This window comes from Gemmatimonadota bacterium, assembly GCA_041390125.1.
Lineage (GTDB): Bacteria > Gemmatimonadota > Gemmatimonadetes > Longimicrobiales > Gaopeijiaceae > JAGQIF01.
In genome coordinates this window covers 134,590-153,509 of the sequence record JAWKQN010000011.1, presented here as the reverse complement: position 1 = coordinate 153,509, position 18,920 = coordinate 134,590, and the positions used below count along the sequence as shown (strand labels likewise).

The 18,920-nt window shown below is 72.3% G+C and carries 15 protein-coding genes; 8 read left to right on the top strand and 7 right to left on the bottom strand.

Annotation, left to right across the window (positions count from 1 at the left end):
* The first annotated feature begins 251 nt into the window (after positions 1-251).
* A complete protein-coding gene (locus R3E98_13490) occupies positions 252-1,055 on the top strand; it encodes an SDR family oxidoreductase (protein ID MEZ4424418.1) in 804 nt (267 codons plus the stop codon).
* A gap of 40 nt (positions 1,056-1,095) precedes the next feature.
* On the opposite strand, the gene R3E98_13485 is transcribed toward R3E98_13490, so the two are convergent.
* From R3E98_13485 to R3E98_13460, 6 genes are all read right to left on the bottom strand, one after another.
* Positions 1,096-2,442: an aspartate aminotransferase family protein gene (locus R3E98_13485; protein ID MEZ4424417.1), complete on the bottom strand. Its 1,347-nt coding sequence runs from the start codon at positions 2,440-2,442 to the stop codon at positions 1,096-1,098.
* The gene (locus R3E98_13480) at positions 2,439-3,569 is read right to left on the bottom strand and encodes a hypothetical protein (protein ID MEZ4424416.1); all 1,131 of its coding nucleotides are present in this window, start codon (positions 3,567-3,569) and stop codon (positions 2,439-2,441) included. Before R3E98_13480 ends, R3E98_13485 begins: the two co-directional genes overlap by 4 nt.
* Positions 3,570-3,576: 7 nt before the next feature.
* Positions 3,577-4,539 carry a calcium/sodium antiporter gene (locus R3E98_13475; protein MEZ4424415.1) on the bottom strand — a complete coding sequence of 321 codons (963 nt, stop codon included), beginning with the start codon at positions 4,537-4,539 and terminating at the stop codon, positions 3,577-3,579.
* Position 4,540: 1 nt separating this feature from the next.
* A complete protein-coding gene (gene polX, locus R3E98_13470; GenBank protein MEZ4424414.1) occupies positions 4,541-6,283 on the bottom strand; it encodes a DNA polymerase/3'-5' exonuclease PolX in 1,743 nt (580 codons plus the stop codon).
* Between the two features lie 3 nt (positions 6,284-6,286).
* A complete protein-coding gene (ligA, locus tag R3E98_13465) occupies positions 6,287-8,293 on the bottom strand; it encodes an NAD-dependent DNA ligase LigA (GenBank protein ID MEZ4424413.1) in 2,007 nt (668 codons plus the stop codon).
* 301 nt (positions 8,294-8,594) lie between these two features.
* On the bottom strand, positions 8,595-9,878 hold the full coding sequence (locus R3E98_13460; protein ID MEZ4424412.1) for an OmpA family protein: 1,284 nt from the start codon (positions 9,876-9,878) through the stop codon (positions 8,595-8,597).
* Positions 9,879-10,118: 240 nt separating this feature from the next.
* Here R3E98_13460 and R3E98_13455 point away from each other — a divergent pair, with 240 nt between their 5' ends.
* The 4 genes from R3E98_13455 (at position 10,119) to R3E98_13440 (ending at position 16,310) form a co-directional block, all read left to right on the top strand.
* Complete coding sequence (locus tag R3E98_13455) at positions 10,119-13,229, top strand: two-component regulator propeller domain-containing protein (protein MEZ4424411.1); 3,111 nt, start codon at positions 10,119-10,121, stop codon at positions 13,227-13,229.
* A complete protein-coding gene (locus R3E98_13450; GenBank protein ID MEZ4424410.1) occupies positions 13,226-13,870 on the top strand; it encodes a response regulator transcription factor in 645 nt (214 codons plus the stop codon). The genes R3E98_13455 and R3E98_13450 overlap by 4 nt, the downstream gene beginning before the upstream one ends.
* 101 nt (positions 13,871-13,971) lie before the next feature.
* On the top strand, positions 13,972-15,129 hold the full coding sequence (locus R3E98_13445) for a M20/M25/M40 family metallo-hydrolase (protein MEZ4424409.1): 1,158 nt from the start codon (positions 13,972-13,974) through the stop codon (positions 15,127-15,129).
* Positions 15,126-16,310, top strand: a complete 1,185-nt coding sequence (locus tag R3E98_13440; protein MEZ4424408.1) for an aminotransferase class V-fold PLP-dependent enzyme — start codon at positions 15,126-15,128, stop codon at positions 16,308-16,310. The genes R3E98_13445 and R3E98_13440 overlap by 4 nt, the downstream gene beginning before the upstream one ends.
* A gap of 44 nt (positions 16,311-16,354) precedes the next feature.
* Here R3E98_13440 and R3E98_13435 read toward each other — a convergent pair whose 3' ends face one another.
* Complete coding sequence (locus R3E98_13435; protein ID MEZ4424407.1) at positions 16,355-17,413, bottom strand: oxidoreductase; 1,059 nt, start codon at positions 17,411-17,413, stop codon at positions 16,355-16,357.
* A 177-nt stretch (positions 17,414-17,590) separates the two neighbouring features.
* Here R3E98_13435 and R3E98_13430 point away from each other — a divergent pair, with 177 nt between their 5' ends.
* From R3E98_13430 to R3E98_13420, 3 genes are read left to right on the top strand one after another with little or no spacing between them, the layout of a single operon-like run.
* Complete coding sequence (locus R3E98_13430) at positions 17,591-18,172, top strand: RNA polymerase sigma factor (GenBank protein MEZ4424406.1); 582 nt, start codon at positions 17,591-17,593, stop codon at positions 18,170-18,172.
* Position 18,173: 1 nt separating this feature from the next.
* Positions 18,174-18,596 carry a hypothetical protein gene (locus R3E98_13425; protein MEZ4424405.1) on the top strand — a complete coding sequence of 141 codons (423 nt, stop codon included), beginning with the start codon at positions 18,174-18,176 and terminating at the stop codon, positions 18,594-18,596.
* The gene (locus tag R3E98_13420; GenBank protein MEZ4424404.1) at positions 18,593-18,919 is read left to right on the top strand and encodes a YbjQ family protein; all 327 of its coding nucleotides are present in this window, start codon (positions 18,593-18,595) and stop codon (positions 18,917-18,919) included. Before R3E98_13425 ends, R3E98_13420 begins: the two co-directional genes overlap by 4 nt.
* Position 18,920 lies beyond the last annotated feature (1 nt).

Sequence of the window (18,920 nt, the reverse complement as noted above, 5' to 3'; positions counted from 1 at the left end):
GGTCGGTCGGGGATGCCATTCGCGGTCGGGGACGTCGTCCGACCGGTCGGAGGACGCAGTCCGATCGGTCGGGCAAGCCGTCCGACCGGTCCGGACCCCGCCGGGTCGGTCGCGCAGACGGCCCCACCCTGGGGCTCCGGGCCGGTACCGGCCGCGGTCGGGTCGGCCTATCTTGGCGGCCGGTGCCGTCCGTCCGGGGCGGCCTCATCGCCCGCCGGCCCGGCCCGGCCTGCCTCCCAGAGTCCACCGCCATGGCCCACGATCTCCTGGCCGGCAAGACCGGCATCATCTTCGGCGCCCTCGACGAGCTCTCCATCGCCTGGAAGGTGGCCGAGCGGGCCCACGCGGAGGGCGCGCGCTTCGTCCTGAGCAACGCGCCGGTGGCGCTGCGGCTGGGGAGCGTGAAGGACCTGGCCGAACGCACGGGTGCGCCGCTGATCGCCGCCGACGCCACGTCCACCGACGACCTGAATGCGCTCTTCGACGCCGCCGAGGCCGAGCTGGGCAAGATCGACTTCGTGCTGCACTCCATCGGGATGTCCCCGAACGTGCGCAAGAAGCGTGTCTACACCGACCTCAACTACGACTGGCTGCAGAAGACGCTGGACGTCTCGGCCGTGTCGTTCCACAAGATCATGCAGCTCCTCTATCACCGGGATCTGATGAACGAGTGGGGCTCCATCGTGGCGCTCAGCTACGTGGCCGCGCAGCGCACCTTCTCCGAATACAACGACATGGCGGACGCCAAGGCGCTGCTGGAGTCGATCGCGCGCAGCTTCGGGTACCACTTCGGCACGAAGAACCGCGTGCGCGTGAACACGGTGTCGCAGTCCCCCACACCCACCACGGCGGGGACCGGCGTGTCCGGGTTCGAGAAGATGCTCGCCTACGGGGAGCGCATGTCGCCGCTGGGGAACGCCACCGCGGAGGAATGCGCCGACTACTGCGTCATGCTCTTCTCGGACTACACCCGCAAGGTCACGATGCAGAACCTCTTCCACGACGGTGGCTTCTCAACCACGGGCGTGGCCAAGGACATCCTGGAAGGGTTGTAGGGACGCGGCGGGGCGACGTCGGCAGGCGACGCCGCGCCACTCAGGCCCGGGTGATCTCCGCGCGCAGGATCTCGCGCGCAAAGGCCACCTGGTCCTCCGAGATCGTGAGCGGGGGCGCCAGCTCCAGCACGCGCCCGTCCGGTCCCGCAGGCAGCAGGATCACGCCCCGCCGCAGCAGGGCTTCGGCCACCTCGGGCCCCGGGCGCAGATCCGGTCCGGTGGCGAGCTCCACGCCGATCAGCAGTCCGCGGCCTCGCACGTCCGTGACGGCCGGATGGTCGGCGAGATCCGCACGCAGGCCCGCCAGCAGGGCGGCGCCCACCTCGCGGGCCCGTCGCACCAGCCCTTCGCGCTCGAGCGTGTCCAGGAACGCCAGCGCCGCGGCACACGAGAGCGGGTGACCCAGGAACGTGCTGGTCTGGAGCGCCTCCCCGGCCGACTCCGGCCACGCGTCCATCACGCGGCGCGGCCCCAGGCACGCGGACAGGGGCATCCCACCCCCGAGCGCCTTCCCGACGCAGAAGAGGTCCGGCTGGATGCCCTCGTGCTCGAACGCGAACATGCGCCCCGTTCGCCCCAGGCCGGTGAAGATCTCGTCGCAGACGACGAGGGCACCGTGCTCACGCGCCAGATCCGCGACGTGGCTCAGGAACCCGGGCGGCGGTACCCGCACCCCGCCACGCCCCTGCACCGGCTCGACCAGGATGGCGCCCACGGGCGGGCCGTCGTCCCCACCCGACAGCGCGGCGGACACGGCGTGGATGGCCTCGTGCACCGGAGTGCCGCCCACGCCGCCCGGGAACGGGAGGAAGCGCACGCCGGGGAAGAGCCGCTCGCGGAACGGCGCGCGGAAGTCCTCGCGATGCGTGACCGCGAGCGCGCCCAGGGTGAGCCCGTGGTACGACCCCTCGAACGCCAGCACGCCGGTCCGTCCGGTCGCCAGGAGAGCGGTCTTGAGCGCGATCTCCACCGCCTCCGACCCGGAGGAGGCCAACACCGCGCGCGCGGAGCGCCACGGTGCCAATCGCGCCAGACGCTCGAGCAGGTCCACCTTGAGCGCGGGCGGATGGATGTCTCCCATGCCGTGCACGAGCAGCGACACCTGCGCCGTCACCGCGTCCGTGACCGCGACCGGCGTGTGCCCGGCGGAGGCCACACCGAACGCGCCGCTCAGGTCCAGGTAGACGTTGCCGTCGGCATCCTCGACGTTGGCGCCGTGTGCGCGCTGCCAGAAGACCGGGAAGGTGTCCGAGACGTAGGTGACGTTGCGTGACTCCACGCGGCGCAGGCGCGCGGCCAACTGTCGGGACCGGGGGCCCGGCGGCCGGACGCGGATGCGCGGCAGCTGCTGGCCGAACGGGAGACCGGACGGGTCGGAGCCGCTCATACCGGTCCTCGCGCGAGACGCGTGGCGATCCCGAACAGCAGCGCGGCGGTGGCGCCCAGGACCAGCACGACGGAGAGCGGTCCGCGGTCCCCCCAGCGCGTGAGGGCCCCCGCGGCCGCGAGGAGCGCGATACAGGCGTTCAGCGCCACCGCGCGCGAATGCCGCAGCCCGTACGGGATGCCCACCGCGGCCACCAGCGCCGGTCCCAGCGCCATCCAGCGCCCCCGCAGATCCACCTCCTCCAACGAGAAGAACGAGAAGACCATCCCGATCAACACGGTGCCGGCGAGGAGCCGGTCGTACCAGGGCCGCCACAGCCGCGGCGGCGCGCGATGGATGCCCCAGAGCAGGACGGCCACGATGACCAGCAGCCACAGATCCAACGGCCAGATGGCCGAGCCCTCGACGCCGAGCGGGCCGACCGCCGTCCACCAGACCAGGACCAGCCCGCCGAACAGGCTGACCAGGAACGCCACCAGCGTCGCCTCGACGGCGGAGGACGGATCCGCCGCGCGCAGCCGCAGCGCGAGCGACACCAGGGACAGCAGCAGCACGGCGTCCAGCACCCAGACGACGCCGTCCCCGGACAATCCGAGGCGGTCGAGGAAGACCGCGAGGAAGGCATACGCGGCGATCGTGTTCACCGCCGCCGTCCCGGCCCGCCGCCCACTGGCCAGCCGCACGCTCAGCCACGGCGTCAGCAGGGCGAGCGCGGCCACGAGGAACGCGCCGGGGGTCCCGGCCTCCCACGCTTCGTCCGAATAGAGCCACGCCACCAGCACGAGGGCGAGTCCCGAAGCGCGCAGCAGCAGTCCCACCGGCTCCAGCCGCGCGCGGGTCTCCAGGGGTCGCGCACCCGCCACGAGCAACGCACCGGTCCCGACCAGGATGGCGCAGCGGAACGGCACGCCCAACAGCGCCCAGTTGCGCGCGATGAAGATGCCGGCGGCCAGGAGCAGGATGAGCCCCGCGGTCGCGCCCAGCGTGTACTGGAGCTGCGTCCGGCCCCGCTCCTGCGCCGAGGCGACGGCGTCGGCACGCAGCCGCTCCGCGAGCTCCTCGCCCACGAGCCCGCGCTCCAGCCAGCGCTCGATGGCAGCCAGCACCGGGTCGGAGGAGCGGCTCATGGATGGCTCACCAGAAGATCCAGAGACCCAGACCGAGGTAGGTGAGGCAGAGCAACGTGCCCTCCAGGCGCTGCACGGTGTAGCTGGACCGCGCGAACGGGAAGACGAGGACCGACATGAACAGCACCGCCAGCAGGTGCAGGTTGGGGACTTCGGCCCCGACGGGGATCGGCTGCACGAGCGCGGTGACGCCCAGGACGCCGCCGATGTTGAAGATGTTGGAGCCGATGATGTTGCCGACGGCGATGTCCGCCTCCTGGCGGATGCCGGCCACCACCGACGTGGCCAGCTCCGGCAGGGACGTGCCCACCGCCACGACCGTCATGCCGATCACCATCTCGGAGACGCCCAGCGCCGCGGCGATGTAGGTGGCGGAGCCCACGATGGCGTTGCCTCCGATCACGAGCGCCGACAGACCGACCAGGATCAGCCCGATATCGCGCAGCGTGCGGCGCGTGTTGCCCTGCGTCTCCGGGATCTCCTCGATGAACCCGGAGAACTCCTCGAGCACGGCCTCCGGCTCGTTGCGCGAAGCCTTCAAGACGTAGATCAGGTACGCGACCAGGAGCGAGACCAGCAAGGCACCGTCGAAGCGCGTCACCTCGAGATCCAGGATGAGCGGGTAGAGGAGCAGCGTGATCCCGATCATGATGGGGATCTCCCGCACCACGACCCGGGCGGCCACCGTGAGCGGTTGGATGAGGGCGGTCAGACCCAGGACCAGCCCCACGTTGGCGAGGTTGGACCCCAGCACGTTGCCCACCGCGATGTCGGCCTGCCCGCCCAGCGCCGCCCGGATGCTCACGGCCAGCTCCGGGGCGGACGTGCCCAGCGACACGACGGTGAGCCCCACCACGATGGGCGGCACGCCGAAGCGCTGGGCCAGGGCCGCGGCGCCGCGGATCAACCACTCGGCGCCGAAGTAGAGGGCGCCGATCCCGCCGGCCAGCAGCAGCAGGCGCGCCAGCATGTCAGGCGTCCCGCCGGCGCAGCCACGACGCGAACGCATCCGCAGCTCGGGCGTTCAGCACGTGTTCGGGACCCAGCCAGGCGCGGCGCGCCTGATCCACGCCGAAGCGGGCGTTGTCGAGCTCACGGACCTTGTGCGTGTCGGTGGTCACGGCCACCGGAATGCCGAGCTCGCGCGCCCGCGCCAGGTGGACGTCCGGGAGGTCCAGGCGCCTGGGGTTGCTGTTGACCTCCACCGCCACGCCGGCCTCGGCCGCCGCCTGGAGCACGGTCTCCATGTCGATGGCGTACGGCTCCCTGCGGTTGAGCAGCCGCCCGGTCGGATGGCCCAACAGGTCCACGGACGGGTGTTCGAGCGCGCGCACCACCCGGTCCGTCATCTCGTCCTTCTCCATTCCCATGTGCGTGTGCACCGACACGATCACGAAGTCCAGCTGCTCCAGGATGTCGTCATCCATGTCCAGGGACCCGTCGCGCAGGATGTCGACCTCCAGCCCACGGAAGATCCGGATGCCTTCGACGACCTCCTGCACCCGCTCGATCTCCTCCCACTGCTGCCGTACCTGCTTCGCGTTGAGCCCTCCCGCCACGCCCACGGCCGGCGTGTGGTCGGTGATCACCACGTACTCCAGCCCGCGATCCCGACAGGTCTCCACCAGCTCCCGCAGGGTGAGCGCGCCATCGCTCCATTCGGTGTGGGCGTGCACCTCGCCGCGCAGGTCCTCCACCCCGACGAGGGTAGGCAGGTGCCCCTTCCGGGCGGCCGCGATCTCGCCCCGGTTCTCGCGCAGCTCGGGCGGGATCCAGGGCAGGCCCAGCGCCTCGTAGCACTCCTCCTCGGTCCGGCCGGCCAGCCGCTCCCCCTCCTCCCCGGTCTCTGTGACCCGGAAGATACCCCACTCGCTCACCTTGAGTCCGGCGCGGACGGCCTGGGTGCGCAGCTCGACGTTGTGCTCCTTGGAGCCCGTGAAGTAGAGGAGCGCCGAACCGAAGCTCTCCGGGGGCAGCACCCGCAGGTCCACGGCGGGGCCTCCACGCAGGACCACGCTGCCCTTGGTCTCGCCCTGCCCCGTGATCCGCTCGACCGAGGGGTAGTCCACGAAGCGCTGGATGACGTCCGCTCCGTCTCCCTGGACCGTCGCGAGCAGGTCCAGGTCACCGATGGTCTCCCGGCGGCGACGGAAGCTCCCCGCCACCTCGAGGCGCTCCAGGTCGGGGGCCTCGCGCAGCCAGCGCAGCAGCGGGTCCAGGAAGGCTTCGGCCTCCGACAGGAGGAGACGGCCGCGCTGCTTGCGTCGGTCCGCGATGGCCTCCAGCAGGCGGGTCGCGCTCTTGGGGCCGAAGCCGCTCAGCGTCTCCACCCGTCCGGCCTTCACGGCCGCCTCGAGCTCCTCCAGCGTGGTGACCCCGAGCTCCTTCCACAGCCGGGCCGCCTTCTTGGGCCCCACGCTCTCGAGCCGGGTGAGCTCCACCAGCGAAAGGGGCACCTCCCGCCCCAGCTCCTCCAGGCGGCCCAGCCGGCCGGTGCGCACGAGCTCCACGATGTGCGAGGCGACCGTCTCGCCGATGTCGGGCAGGTCCGTCAGCTTCTCGCCGGCGGCCACCATCTCGGCGTAGGGGCGACTGGTCTGCGCCACGGCGCGGCCGGCGTTGCGGTAGGCGCGCACCCGGAACGAGTTCGCGCCCTGGATCTCCAGGAGGTCGGCGAGCTCGCCGAGCACGCGCGCGATCTCGAAGTTCTCCACGGTCTAGTCCTCTCCGCCCACCAACGCGAGGAACTCCTCCTCGGTCAGGATCTCGAGGCCCAGGTCCCGGGCCTTGTCCAGCTTCGAGCCGGCGTCGCTTCCTGCCACCACGTAGTCGGTGGCCTTGCTGACGGATCCCACCACGCGGCCGCCCTCGGCCTCCGCGCGGGCCTTGGCCTCATCGCGCGTCAGGGTCTCCAGGCCCCCGGTGAAGACGATCTTCTTTCCGGTCAGTCGGCCCACGCGCACGGGCGGTGGGGCGGTCAGGGTCCGCATCTCGCCGGCGAGGCGCTCGATGGCGGAGCGGTTGCGCGGCTCGTCCAGGAAGGCGCGGATGGCCTCGGACATCTTGGGCCCGATCCCCGGGACGGCCACGAGGGCGTCCGCGTCGGCGGCGAGCAGGCCCGGAAGGGTCTGGAAGTGCGCGGCCAGGTCCCGCGCGACGGCGGAGCCCACCTCGGGGATCCCGAGGCCGTGGATGAAGCGGGCCAGCTCGGTGTCCCGGCGGGCCTGGATGGCGTCGACCAGGTTGCCGGCGGAGCGCTCCGCGAAGCCCGGCAGCTCCACCAGGGCCTCGGGCCGCAGGTGGAAGAGGTCCGCGAGGTCGGTGACCAGCGCCCGCTCGACCAGCAGGGCGGAGGTCTCTTCGCCCAGGCCCTCGATGTCCAGCGCGCCGCGCGATCCGAAGTGGACGAGCCGACCCTTGAGCTGGGCGGGACACCCGAAGCGGTTGGGGCACACGGTGAACGGCCCGCGCTCCACCACCGGGGTGCCACAGGCCGGACAGGTGTCCGGCATCCGGTACGCCTCCGACCGCTCACGCCCGGGCTCCTCCAGGCGCTCCACGACCTGGGGGATCACGTCCCCCGCGCGTTGGATGCGCACGAGATCCCCCTCGCGCACGTCCTTGCGCGCCACCTCTTCCCGGTTGTGCAGCGTGGCGCGCGAGACCGTGACGCCGCCCACCTCCACCGGCAGCAGCAGCGCGACCGGTGTGATGGCGCCGGTGCGGCCGACGGAGACCGCGATGCGCTCGATCCGCGTGACCTCCTGCCGCGGGGGGAACTTGAACGCCATGGCGCCGCGCGGGTGGCGCGCGGTGGTGCCGAGTCGGGCGCGTGCGGCGAGATCGTTGACCTTGATCACGACGCCGTCGATCTCGTAGTCGAGCCCGTCGCGGTCCTCCCCGTAGCGCCGATGGTAGTCGAGCACGCCGTCGAGTCCGGTGACGACCTCCACCCGGTCCGGGATGCGGAAGCCCCACGCGGCCAGGAGCGCGATGCCCTCGTCGTCCCGCTGGAGCGTCAGCCCCCGCGCCTCCAGGACGTCGTAGGCGATGAACTGCAGGGGCCGCTCGGCGGTGATGCGCGAGTCGAGCTGACGCACCGCTCCGGCGGCCGCATTGCGCGGATTGACGAAGGGCTCTTCCCCTCGCTCCATGAGGCGTTCGTTCAGCGCCTCGAACGCCTCGAGGAACATCAGCACCTCTCCGCGCACGGACAGCAGCTCCGGGGGAGCGACCGCACCCTCCGTGCGCAGCCGCAGCGGCACCGACGGGATCGTGCGCACGTTCTCGGTCACGCCCTCCCCGTGGGTCCCGTTGCCGCGCGTCACGGCCCGCGTCAGCAGGCCGTCCTCGTACACGAGCTCCATGGAGGCCCCGTCGAGCTTGGGCTCCAGGACATACTCCGGCTCGCCATCCAGCGCCTTGCAGAGGCGGTCGTGGAAACGACGCACGTCGTCGGGGTCCTGGCTCGAATCCAGGGACAGCATCGGGACCACGTGCTGGAGCGTGGGAAGCGTGGACAGCGGCTCGCCCCCCACGCGCTGCGTGGGGGACTGCGGGACGCGCAACGCGGGGAAGTCCGCCTCCAGCTCCACCAGACGCGCGAACAGACGGTCGAACTCCGCATCGGAGATCGAGGGTCGGTCGAGGACGTGGTAGCGGTGGTTGTGCTCGTCGATGGCCCGCGCGAGCTCGGCGGCTTCGCGCTGGGCGTCCTCGGGCACCGGTGGATGGGTCCGCGTCTTCAGGGCAGCGTCCGCTCGGGTGGATCCGTGGCAGCGGCGGATCCGCGTTCGCTCCCGCGAGAGGCCGGAAGGATGCACGGACCCGGAGGACCCGTAGGGTAACACCGGGCCCGCGCCGGCGGCGACGGGTGCGGAGCACGACGAGGCCCGGCCGGGGCGTCCCGGCCGGACCTCCTTCCGCACCCCGGGCGGGGGCCGGGAGCGGGTGCTACCGGGGCGGCGTTCCGCGCGCTCCCGGTCGGGGGGGCCGGAGCCCTCGGGCGATCCCCCGGAGCCGGGTCTAGGAGCCGGCCTTCAGGACGACCCGGCGGTTCTGCTGGCGCCCGGCCTCGGTGGCGTTGTCGGCCACCGGCTCGGTCTCGCCCCGCCCCACGGCCGACAGCCGCCCCCCGGCCACGCCGTTGTCCACCAGCCACGCCACCACCGCGGCCGCGCGGCGTTCGGAGAGCTGCTGGTTGTACTCCTCCTCGCCGCTCGAATCGGTGTGGCCCTCGATGGCGAGCGAGAGATCCCCATGCTGCTCGAGCGTCGTCAGGATCGACTGCAGGGTCGGGGTGGATTCCGGGCGCAGGCGGTCGGAATTGAAGTCGAACAGGATCCCGCGCGTGGTGAACTCGCCCGTGTTGGTGAGCGCGTCGTAGAGCGGATCCCCATGGATCGCGACCACCAGGTTGGAGAGGTACGCGCGCCGTGAATCGTTGGCCGGGATGCGGATCTCGAGCGAAGCCCCACGCGCGAAGTCCCCGTTCGGCACCTGGGCGACCCGCTCGGTGCCGGCGTAGAGGATGGCGTAGTCCGGCTGCTCCGCGTCTCCGTCCACCTGGAACTTGAACGGGATCATCTCCGTGGAGATGTGCCACAGACCCGCCTGGCTGGAGATGAGAGTCCCACCGTACGCGATCCCCGAGCTCTGCCACAGATTGAGGTAGTGGTGACCGTAGGAGCGGATGTTGCTGGACTCGTGCGCCCCGATCAGCATCGTCATGCCGATGTTGGGCGCCGCCGCCTGGAACTCGAACTCGATGGTGAAGTCCTCGGGGAGCTCGCGCGGCAACGGGATGTGGAAGCGGGTCTCGGAGCTGAACTCCAGCACCTTGCGCCCGTCCTTCTCCACCACCTGCATGTTCCCGCTCTCGTAGTCGAGCTGGCGGGCGGGGATGCGGCCGATGGGCTCGTCGGTCAGATCCAGCGCGTAGATGACCTCGCTCCCGGGCACGAAGTCGTAGTTGCGCCAGACGCCGCTTCCGGGGGCCTCGCCGGCACGCTCCGCATCCTCAGGATCGGTGATCGGCTCTCCGTTCTCGTCCGTCACGATGTTGCCGTCGTCGTCCTCGAAGACCGGCGTCTTCCCGTCCTTGCGCGCCTGCTCGGCGCAGGCTGCGTCCCCGAGCGAGCAGCGCACCGCGTCGCGGACCATGTCGTCCACCTTGCGGTTCACCTCGTTCTCGACCGTGCGTCGCACGCGGTCACGCAGGCCGCGCAGCTGGGCGTCGGCGGGCGCGACGTCCGCGCCGACCAGGAGCAGGGCCGCCAGCAGGGCGACGAGGAGACGATGCAGGTTCACGGAAGGCTCCGGGTCTGGGGTGGGGCGCGGGGTGCCATCGCGCGTCGGGTCCTGACGCAGGGTACGGGAGATGCGGCGGGCGCGGCATCGCCCGTTTGTGTGATTTCCTCCTGCTGGCGTGGCCTCCATCCTCTCGGAGGCCCAACGGGGCGCCGGTGAGCGTGCCGTGCGTGCGGCCAAGGCCGGTGGCGCGCCTGCGCCGGTGTGTCCACCTTGGCCGCTGCCCTCCAATCGAGCCCGATGAATCGACGCCTACCCCAGCGGATCGCACGCTTCTGGACGGTGGCCGTGCTGCTGGCGCCCGCGCACGCCGCGCCGCAGGAGGCCCCTGCGATCGCCGCCGGCGATCTCCCCGCCTCCTTCGTGCAAGCGGTCGATCTCGAGGCGCTCCTGCCGCAGAGCTCGGTCTACGACATCCTCGAGGACCGGGAGGGATTCCTCTGGTTCGCCACGCGCGAGGGTGTGGCCCGCTGGGACGGCCGCGAGGTGCGCACCTGGCGGCACGACCCGCTCACCCCGGGTTCGCTGCCGGGCAACATCGTCCGCTCGCTGCGGCAGGATCGCAGCGGTGACGTCTGGGCCGTCGCGTACGACTACCTGCAGGTGCCCGCGGGCATCGCGCGCATCCGCGCGCCCGGCTTCACCGTGGTCGAGCGCATGGGGTTCGCGGGCGCGACCGTCGCCCTGTCCGCGCGGGGCGAGCCGGTGCTGGTGGGAGCGGATTCGCTGTGGCGCTTCGACCCGCGCACGTCCTCCTTCCAGCCCTGGATGCCGCGCGCAGCTCCGGCGGCGTCCGGCGCCGACGATCAGACGCCGTCGCGGACCCTGCTCGACCGGAGCGGGCAGCTGTGGCTCGCCGACGAGGGTGGGCTCGAGCGCTGCCGGCTCGAACCCCCGGAAGGGTGTGTCGCACTGCCGTTCGGGGAGGGCGTGCTCGCGCTCGCGGGCGGACCGCTGCTGCAGACGAGGGACGGGACGGTGTGGCTGGGCACGGCCTCCGGGGTGGCCCGCTGGGCACCCGACGCGCACCCCGCACAGGACGCGCCGACGCTCCTGACCCTGGGCGTCGCGCCCGCCTCCCTGGCCGAGGACTCGGCCGGTGTCGTCTGGGTGCTCTCGAACGACGGCGTGGACCGGGTCGAGGCCGGACGGGTGCGCGCCCGTTCGTCCCTGCCCGTGCTGGGCACGCGCTCGGAGCTGGCGCCCGTCGTCCTCCATGTGGACCGGGCCCAGAACGTCTGGGTCGGGACCGTCTGGGGGGTGTTCATGCATGCCCGGGCCCACAAGCCGTTCCACCATCTCGAGCACGTGCCGGACGACCCCCGTTCCCTGGGCTCCGGTCTGGTGACGGCGCTGGCGGAGGCACCGGGCGGCGCCGTCTGGGTCGGGACCATCGGCGGAGGGCTCAATCGCTGGGACCGTCGCACCGGCGTGGTACGGCACTTCCGCGCCGCTCCAGGCGATCCGGGCGCGTTGCCCTCGGACGTGATCTGGGACCTCGCGGTGGACGCAGGCGGCGTGCTCTGGGTCGCCACCTCCGAGGGCCTCGGGCGGTTCGTGCCGGAGACGGGACGCTTCCGGGTGTACCGGCGCGTCGCGCCACCGCCGCCACCGACCCTGGAGGGCAGTCCCAACTCCATCCCCGACCTCCAGCCGGATCGGAGCGGTCGCGTCTGGACCAGCTGCGCCACCCCGTGTGCGGATACGCTGGCGTGGTTCGACGGCGATGCCGAGACGTTCCGACTCGTGCCGGTACCGGGGCTCTCCCAGATGGGCTACCTCAAGGAGGATCCCGATGGGCGGCTGTGGATGGGCGCCCGCTCCGGGATCGAGGTGCTCGACCCGGGGTCGGGAGCGCGCGAGCGCATCGAGGATCTGTCCGGCAGCCTCGACGGCGTGCTCGTCTTCCACTTCTCTCCGGGCGGCGACGTCTGGGTGGGCGCGAACAGCGGCCTCTACCGGGTCGGCGCCGATCGCTCCCTCCGTGCCCGCTACACGACCGCGGACGGGCTCCCGAGCGACGCGGTCTACGGCATCCTGGAGGACGAGCGGCGCCGGCTGTGGCTCTCCACCAACCGCGGTCTCGCCGTCCTGGATCCCGACGAGCCGGAAGGGGAGCGGATCCGGGCCTACGATCGCAGCACGGGCCTCGTCAACGTCGAGTTCAACCGCAACGCCTATCTGGAAGCGGCCGACGGCACGTTGTTCTTCGGTGGCGATCGCGGCGTCACCTGGTTCCACCCCCGCGACATCCGCGACAACCCGTACGCTCCGCCCGTGGTGGTGACGGCGTTCGAGCGCGCCACGGAGTCCGGGAGCACCAGGGAGCCGCTGGGGGCCGGGGCGTCGCTGCGGGTGCGCCCGTCCGAGTACACCTTCGCGTTCGAGTACGCGGCGCTCAGCTTCGTGAACCCGCACCGCAACCGCTACGTGATCATGCTCGACGGGTTCGACACGCAGTGGCGCGACGTGGGCACCGCCACCCGTGCCACCTACACCAGTGTGCCCCCCGGCACGTACACGTTCCGGGTGCGCGGCGCGAACGAGGACGGCGTGTGGGGCCTCGAGGAGGCACAGGTCCCCCTGGTCGTGGAGCCGTGGGTATGGCAAACCGTGTGGTTCCGGGCCACCGTGCTGGCGGGGCTCGGCTCGGTGATCGCAGGAGTGACGGTCCTGCTGGCACGGGCCCGCTACCGCGTGCAGCTCGCGCGTGCGCGCGCCGAGCAGGCGCTGGAGCGGGAACGGGCCCGGCTCTCGCGGGACATGCACGACGAGGTGGGCGCCAGCCTGACCGAGATCGCCATCCTGAGCGATGTGGCCGCGGCGGAAGGTGGAAGCGGCGGTGTGGAACGGATCGGCCGCATCGGCGCCAAGGCCCGCGAGGCGCTCGACGCCATCGGCGAGATCATCTGGGCCATCGATCCGGTGAACGACGGAGGTCGCACCGCGGCGTTCCTGCGGGAACACGCCGGGGACGTGCTGGACGCGGCCGGACTCGAAGCGGAGCTCGACTTCCCTCCGAGCGGAGTGGTCCCGGCGTTGTCGGCCGAGTCCCGCCGGACGTTGCTGCTCGTGCTGAAGGAGGCGCTGGCCAACGTGCTGCGCCACGCGGGAGCCGGGCGGGTGCGCGTGCGGCTGGCCGTCGACTCCTCGAGCGTGCGGCTCGAGATCGAGGACGACGGCCGCGGACTCCCGCCGGGCCCACCGCCCGCCCCCGGCTCCGGACACGACGGGCTCCGCAACATGCACGCACGCGCCGCGGCGGCAGGCGGCACCTTGACCGTGGACGCGGCACCGACCGGCGGGACGCGGATCACACTGCGCGTGCCCGTGGTGGAGGTGGAGCCATGAGCGGGGAGCGCGCACCCATCCGCGTCCTCGTGGTGGAGGATCGGGAGGAGGTCCGCGCCGGACTCGCGCATCTGGTGGATACCGCGACCACGTCCACGTGTGTCGGTGCGTTCGCCTCCGCCGAGGAGGCGTTGGAGATGCTGGAGCGCCATCCGGTGGACGTGATGCTCATGGACATCGAGCTGCCCGGGATCTCCGGCATCGAAGCGGCCCGCCGCGTCAAGGCTCGCTGGCCCGCGGTGCAGATCATGATGCTCACCGTCTATCAGGACGACGAGCGCATCTTCGAGTCCCTGGCCGCGGGCGCGACCGGCTACGTGCTCAAGACCACGCCACCCGCGCGCCTGCTCCAGGACATCGGCATGCTGCACGAGGGCGGCTCCCCGATGTCCAGCGCCATCGCCCGCCGCGTGGTGGAGACCTTCCACACGCCCCGGCCCGCGCCGGCCGCCACGGAAGGGCTCACGCCCCGCGAGGAGGAGATCCTGGCGCTGCTGGCCGAGGGCTTCCGATACCGGGAGATCGCCGAGCGCCTCTTCATCACGCTGGACACGGTGCGCACACACATCCGGCACATCTACGAGAAGATGCAGGTGCGCTCCCGCACCGAGGCGACGCTCAAGTACCTGGGCAGGGGGTAGGCGCGCGGACCGGGTCCCGCCTGCGTCCGCCACACCCTTGCGTCGGGCCCGTCGGCGCCGTCGGTTGGCGACACCCTCCCTCTCATCCGGAGTCGCTCCGCATGCCCGGCCCCGCCGGAGATCCGTTCGTCGAGGACGCGCTGGCCCGCTACGTGGCCACCCCGTCCGTCAATCCGGCCTTCACCGAGGAGCCGAGCGGAGAGGCCGCCCTGGCGGCGCTCGTCGCCACCGATCTGCGCGAGGCCGGTCTGGAGGTCTCCATCGTCTCCGTCGGGCCCGGTCGCGACTCCGTGGTGGGCCGCCTGCGCGGCCGCGGAGGCGGGCGCTCCCTGATGCTGAATGCGCACCTCGACACCGTGGGCCCGGGCGGCATGGAGCAGCCCTTCGAGCCCCGGCGGGAGGGGAGACGGCTGCACGGCCGCGGGGCCTACGACATGAAGGCGGGGCTGGCGTCCTGTGTGGCCGCGGCCCGGGCCCTGGCCGCGGGCCCACCCCTGGCGGGCGACGTGGTGGTCACGGCGGTCGCGGACGAAGAGCACGCCAGCCTGGGCATGCAGGCCGTGCTGGAGACCGTGCGCACGGATGGCGCCGTGGTGACCGAGCCCACCGAGCTGGAGGTGTGCGTGGCCCACAAGGGCTTCCTGTGGCTGGAGGTCGTCACGCACGGACGCGCTGCGCACGGCTCGCGCTTCCGCGAAGGCGTCGACGCCAACCTGCGCATGGGCCGCGTGCTGGCGGCGTTGGATCCCCTGGAGGCGTCGCTGCGCGAGCGGTCCCCGCACCCGTTGCTGGGCCCGCCCTCCATGCACGCCGGCACGCTGCACGGCGGCGCGGGGCTGAGCGTCTATGCGGACCGCTGTGTGCTCGGGCTCGAGCGGCGCACCGTCCCCGGCGAACGCACGGACGCGATCGTGGCGGAGCTGCAGGCGATCCTGGACCGGCTGGCCGCGGAGGATCCCGACTTCCGCGCCGACGTGCGGGTGCTGCTCGAGCGCGCACCGTTCGAGGCGCAGGCGGACTCGTCGGTCGTCGCGGCGCTCGACGCCTCCGCCGCGGCGGTGCTCGCTGGGCCGCGGCCGCGTCAGGGCGGCAGCTACTGGATGGACGCCGCGTTCATCCAGGCGGCCGGGATCGACACGGTGGTCTTCGGTCCGGCGGGCACGGGTGCCCATGCGGACATCGAGTGGGTGGACCTGGACTCCGTGCAGCGCCACTGCCGGGTGCTGCAGGACACCGCCCGAGCCTACTGCGACGGATGACGACCCTCGACCTCGACCGTCTGCGCGCGGAGACGCCCGGTGTCGCGCACCGGATCCACCTCAACAACGCCGGTGCGGCGCTCATGCCCGCGCCCGTGTTGGATGCGATCCGCGACCATCTGGACCTGGAGGCGCGCATCGGCGGCTACGAAGCCGCGGACGAGCGTGCGGCGGAGATCGCCGAAGCGCACCGCTCGGTGGAGCGGCTGTTGAACGCACCGACGGGCACGGTCGCGTTCCTGGACAGCGCCACGGCGGCCTTCAACGCCGCGCTGTCGTCCATTCCCTTCCGCGCCGGCGACGTGCTGCTCACGACGCGCAACGACTACGCCTCCAACCAGATCGCCTTCCTTTCGCTGCAGCGCCGGATGGGCATCCGGGTGGTGCGGGCGCCCGACACCGACGAAGGCGGGGTGGACGTGGCCCAGATGGAGACGCTCGTGCACCGGTTGCGTCCGCGACTGGTGTCCATCACCCACGTCCCCACCAACTCGGGCCTGGTGCAGCCTGTCGCGGACGTCTGCCGCATCTGTCGCGACCGCGACGTCCCCGTGATCGTGGACGCCTGCCAGTCCGTGGGGCAGATCCCGCTGGACGTGGAAGCGCTCGACTGCGACTTCCTGTCGGCCACGGCGCGCAAGTTCCTGCGCGGACCACGCGGGATCGGCTTCCTCTACGTGTCGGACCGCATCCTGTCCGCGGGCCTGGAGCCGTTGCTGCCGGACATGCGGGCCGCGGACTGGATCGAGGAGGACCTCTACCAGCCCGCTCCCGACGCGCGCCGCTTCGAATGGTGGGAGCGCGCCTACGCCCTGGTGCTGGGGCTGGGGGCCGCGGCGCGCTACGCCGAGGCGCTGGGCATCGAGGCGGTGGGGCGCCGCATCCGGGCGCTGTCGGCCCACGCCCGCGAATCCCTCGCCTCCATCTCCCAGGTGCGGGTGCTGGACCGGGGACCGGACCTGTGCGGCATCGTGACGGTGACGGTGGGCACGCTCGACCCCGCCGAGGTGGTGGGGCGGCTCCGCAGCCACGGCATCAACACGTCGGTGAGCCCGCGCGAGGCCGGGGTGCTCGACTTCGATGAGAAGGGGGTCGAAGGCGCCGTGCGGATCTCGCCGCACTGCTACAACACGGCGGACGACATCGAGCGCCTGACGGAGGCGATCGCGGCGCTGGTCTGAGCGGGGAGCCGGGTCGCCCCGAACGGCCACCGGGCCGCCGCGGGTCAGCCCCCGATCCGCACGACCCGCCCCTCGGGACCCACCATCCACCCCACACCGCCCGGCGCGAAGCCCACGGCCCAGAAGGCCCGATCGGAGAGCGCCTGCCAGGTGGTCCCGGCGTCGGGAGACCAGTCCGCTCCGGCCGGTCCCACCGCCACCACACCCGGCGTGCCCGGCCGCCAGGCGCTCCCGTAGACCGGTCCTGTCATCCGCAACGGCATGCCGGCCGCCCAGGTGCGGCCCCCGTCCTGGGTCACCAGGACGTTGGCGGTCCGGGCCTCCATCTGGCCGAGGTCGCCCCCGAGCGCGATGCCCTGCCCCTCCGGACCGAACGAGACGGTGGTCAGCCCCGCTGCCTCCCCCCGCACCACGGGGGCTTCCCGGGCGTTCCAGGCTCGGGAACCGGGAGCCAGGGACAGCAGGCGGGCGTGCCCGCCGGCGCCCGTCGCGACCCAGACGCCTCCGTCGGGAGCCGCCCGGACACAGGTGCCGGAGGCGGCGAACCCGCCCTCGCCCTCCCCGGCAGCGGGCAGCTCCGAAGCGGGCACCCGGGCCCAGGTCTGGCCGCCGTCCGCAGTCTGGAGGAGGTAGGGCACCCCGTCGAAGGCGTCGCCGTAGGCGTAGCCCCGGCGATCGTCGACGAAGTCCAGGCAGTCGAGGAAGCCGCGCGCGTCGTCCATGAGGAAGGCGAGCGACCACGTGCCACCGCCGTCCGTCGTGCGGTAGAGCCGCGAGAGCGCCCCCGGACCGGCGCTCAGGGCCACGGCCACGTCCGGACCGAACGCGTGCACGTCCCGGAACTGGAGGGTATCGCCGCCCGGCGTGGGGATCCGCGCCCATTCCCCGCCGCCGTCCAGGGTGCGCAGGATCACGCCCTGGTGCCCGCCGACCCACACGACGCGCTCGTCTACCGGGCTGACCGCCTGGAGCAGGGCCACCGTCCCGGAGTGCTGCTCCAGGAGCGCCGGAGCGCCCGCCTGCGCCAGCACCCTCCCGCTTCCGCCCAGGAGCGCCGCACCCGCCACTGCCGCTCCCACCGTCCACCGCCGTAGGGATTCCATGGCCCGCACGCTATCCGCGCCCGGCCCGGCCCGTCCAGCCCCCTCCCCCGCAGCGCGGTGCCGCGCGGGCCCCGCCCGGACGGTCCCGTCGAAGGTCGGTTGCTCCGAAGCCCGGGCGGTGAAGAACTTCAGGGGCTGTCGCGTAGAGCCTCGTGGAACCGAAGCCCTGGAGCCGGCTTGCAACTGGAGGTCGAGCGGGAATTGATCGCGAAGTGCAGGGCCGGCGGCCCCCGCTTCTTCGAGCCGATCGTCCGGGCCTACGAAGGCCCGGGCCTGCGCCTTGCCCTCGGGATGCTCGGTGACCCCGACGAGGCGCGCGACGCGCTCCAGGATTCGTTCGTGAAAGCCTGGCAGTCGCTCGGACGATTCGACCCTCGGCGGCCGTTCGGACCCTGGTTCTTCCAGATCCTGCGCAACCGGTGCCGCGACCTGCTGCGCAGCCGGCAGGCCCGCTTCAAGGTGGAGGTGCTCGACGAGCACCTCGAGCGCAACGCGGACGACCCGGCCCGCCGCCCCGACCAGGTGCGGGAGCGGGCCGCGCGCAAGGAAACGTTGTGGAAGGCGCTCGAGCGCATCGCGCCCGAGCACCGCGAGGTGTTGGTGTTGAAGGAGCTGGAAGGATTCCGGTACCAGGAGATCGCGTCCATCCTGGACATCCCCGACGGAACCGTGGCCAGCCGCCTCTTCCACGCCCGCAAGGCGTTGAAGGAGGCGCTCGAGGACATGGGCTGGAGCTCCCCGGCGGGGCAGGCGGGCTAGCGTGAAGACCATCGATCAGGAAACCCTCATGCGCTACCTGGACGGGGAGATCACCCCGTCCGAGGCAGCGCGCATCGAGGCCGAGCTCGCCACCTCCACGGAGCTGCAGCGCGAGGTCGCGTTGTTCCGAGCGCTCAAGGAGGACCTGCAGCAGCTCACGTTCGATCCGCGGGTGCTGGCGCCTTCCGTCTGGCAGCGGGTGCACGCGCGTCTCACGCGTCCGCTCGGCTGGTTGCTCATGGTGGTGGGCGCGGTGGTGTGGGTGGCCTACGGCACCTGGATGTACACGCGCTCGTCCATCGCACTGTGGGAGAAGATGGCCACGGGCGCCGTGGTGCTCGGTATCGTGCTGCTGTTCGCCACCGTGCTCTACGAACGCTACCGCCACTGGCAGGTGGACCCCTACAAGGACGTCTATCGATGATCCTCGCGACGATCGAAGCCATCCCCGATCATCGCGTCGTCCAGGTCCTGGGGCTCGTGCGGGGTGCGAGCATCCGGGCGCGCCACCTCGGTCAGGACATCGTCGCCACCATGCGCAACATCACCGGCGGAGAGCTCTTCGAGTACACCAAGGTGCTCGCCGAGGCGCGGGAGGAAGCCGTCGACCGGATGGTCGACGAGGCGCGCGCTCTTGGCGCGAACGCCGTCCTGGGCGTACGCTTCCAGTCGGCCGAGGTGACGCGCGGGGCGGCGGAGATGCTGTGCTACGGCACGGCCGTGCGGGTCGAGCGCGCCACCCCGTAGA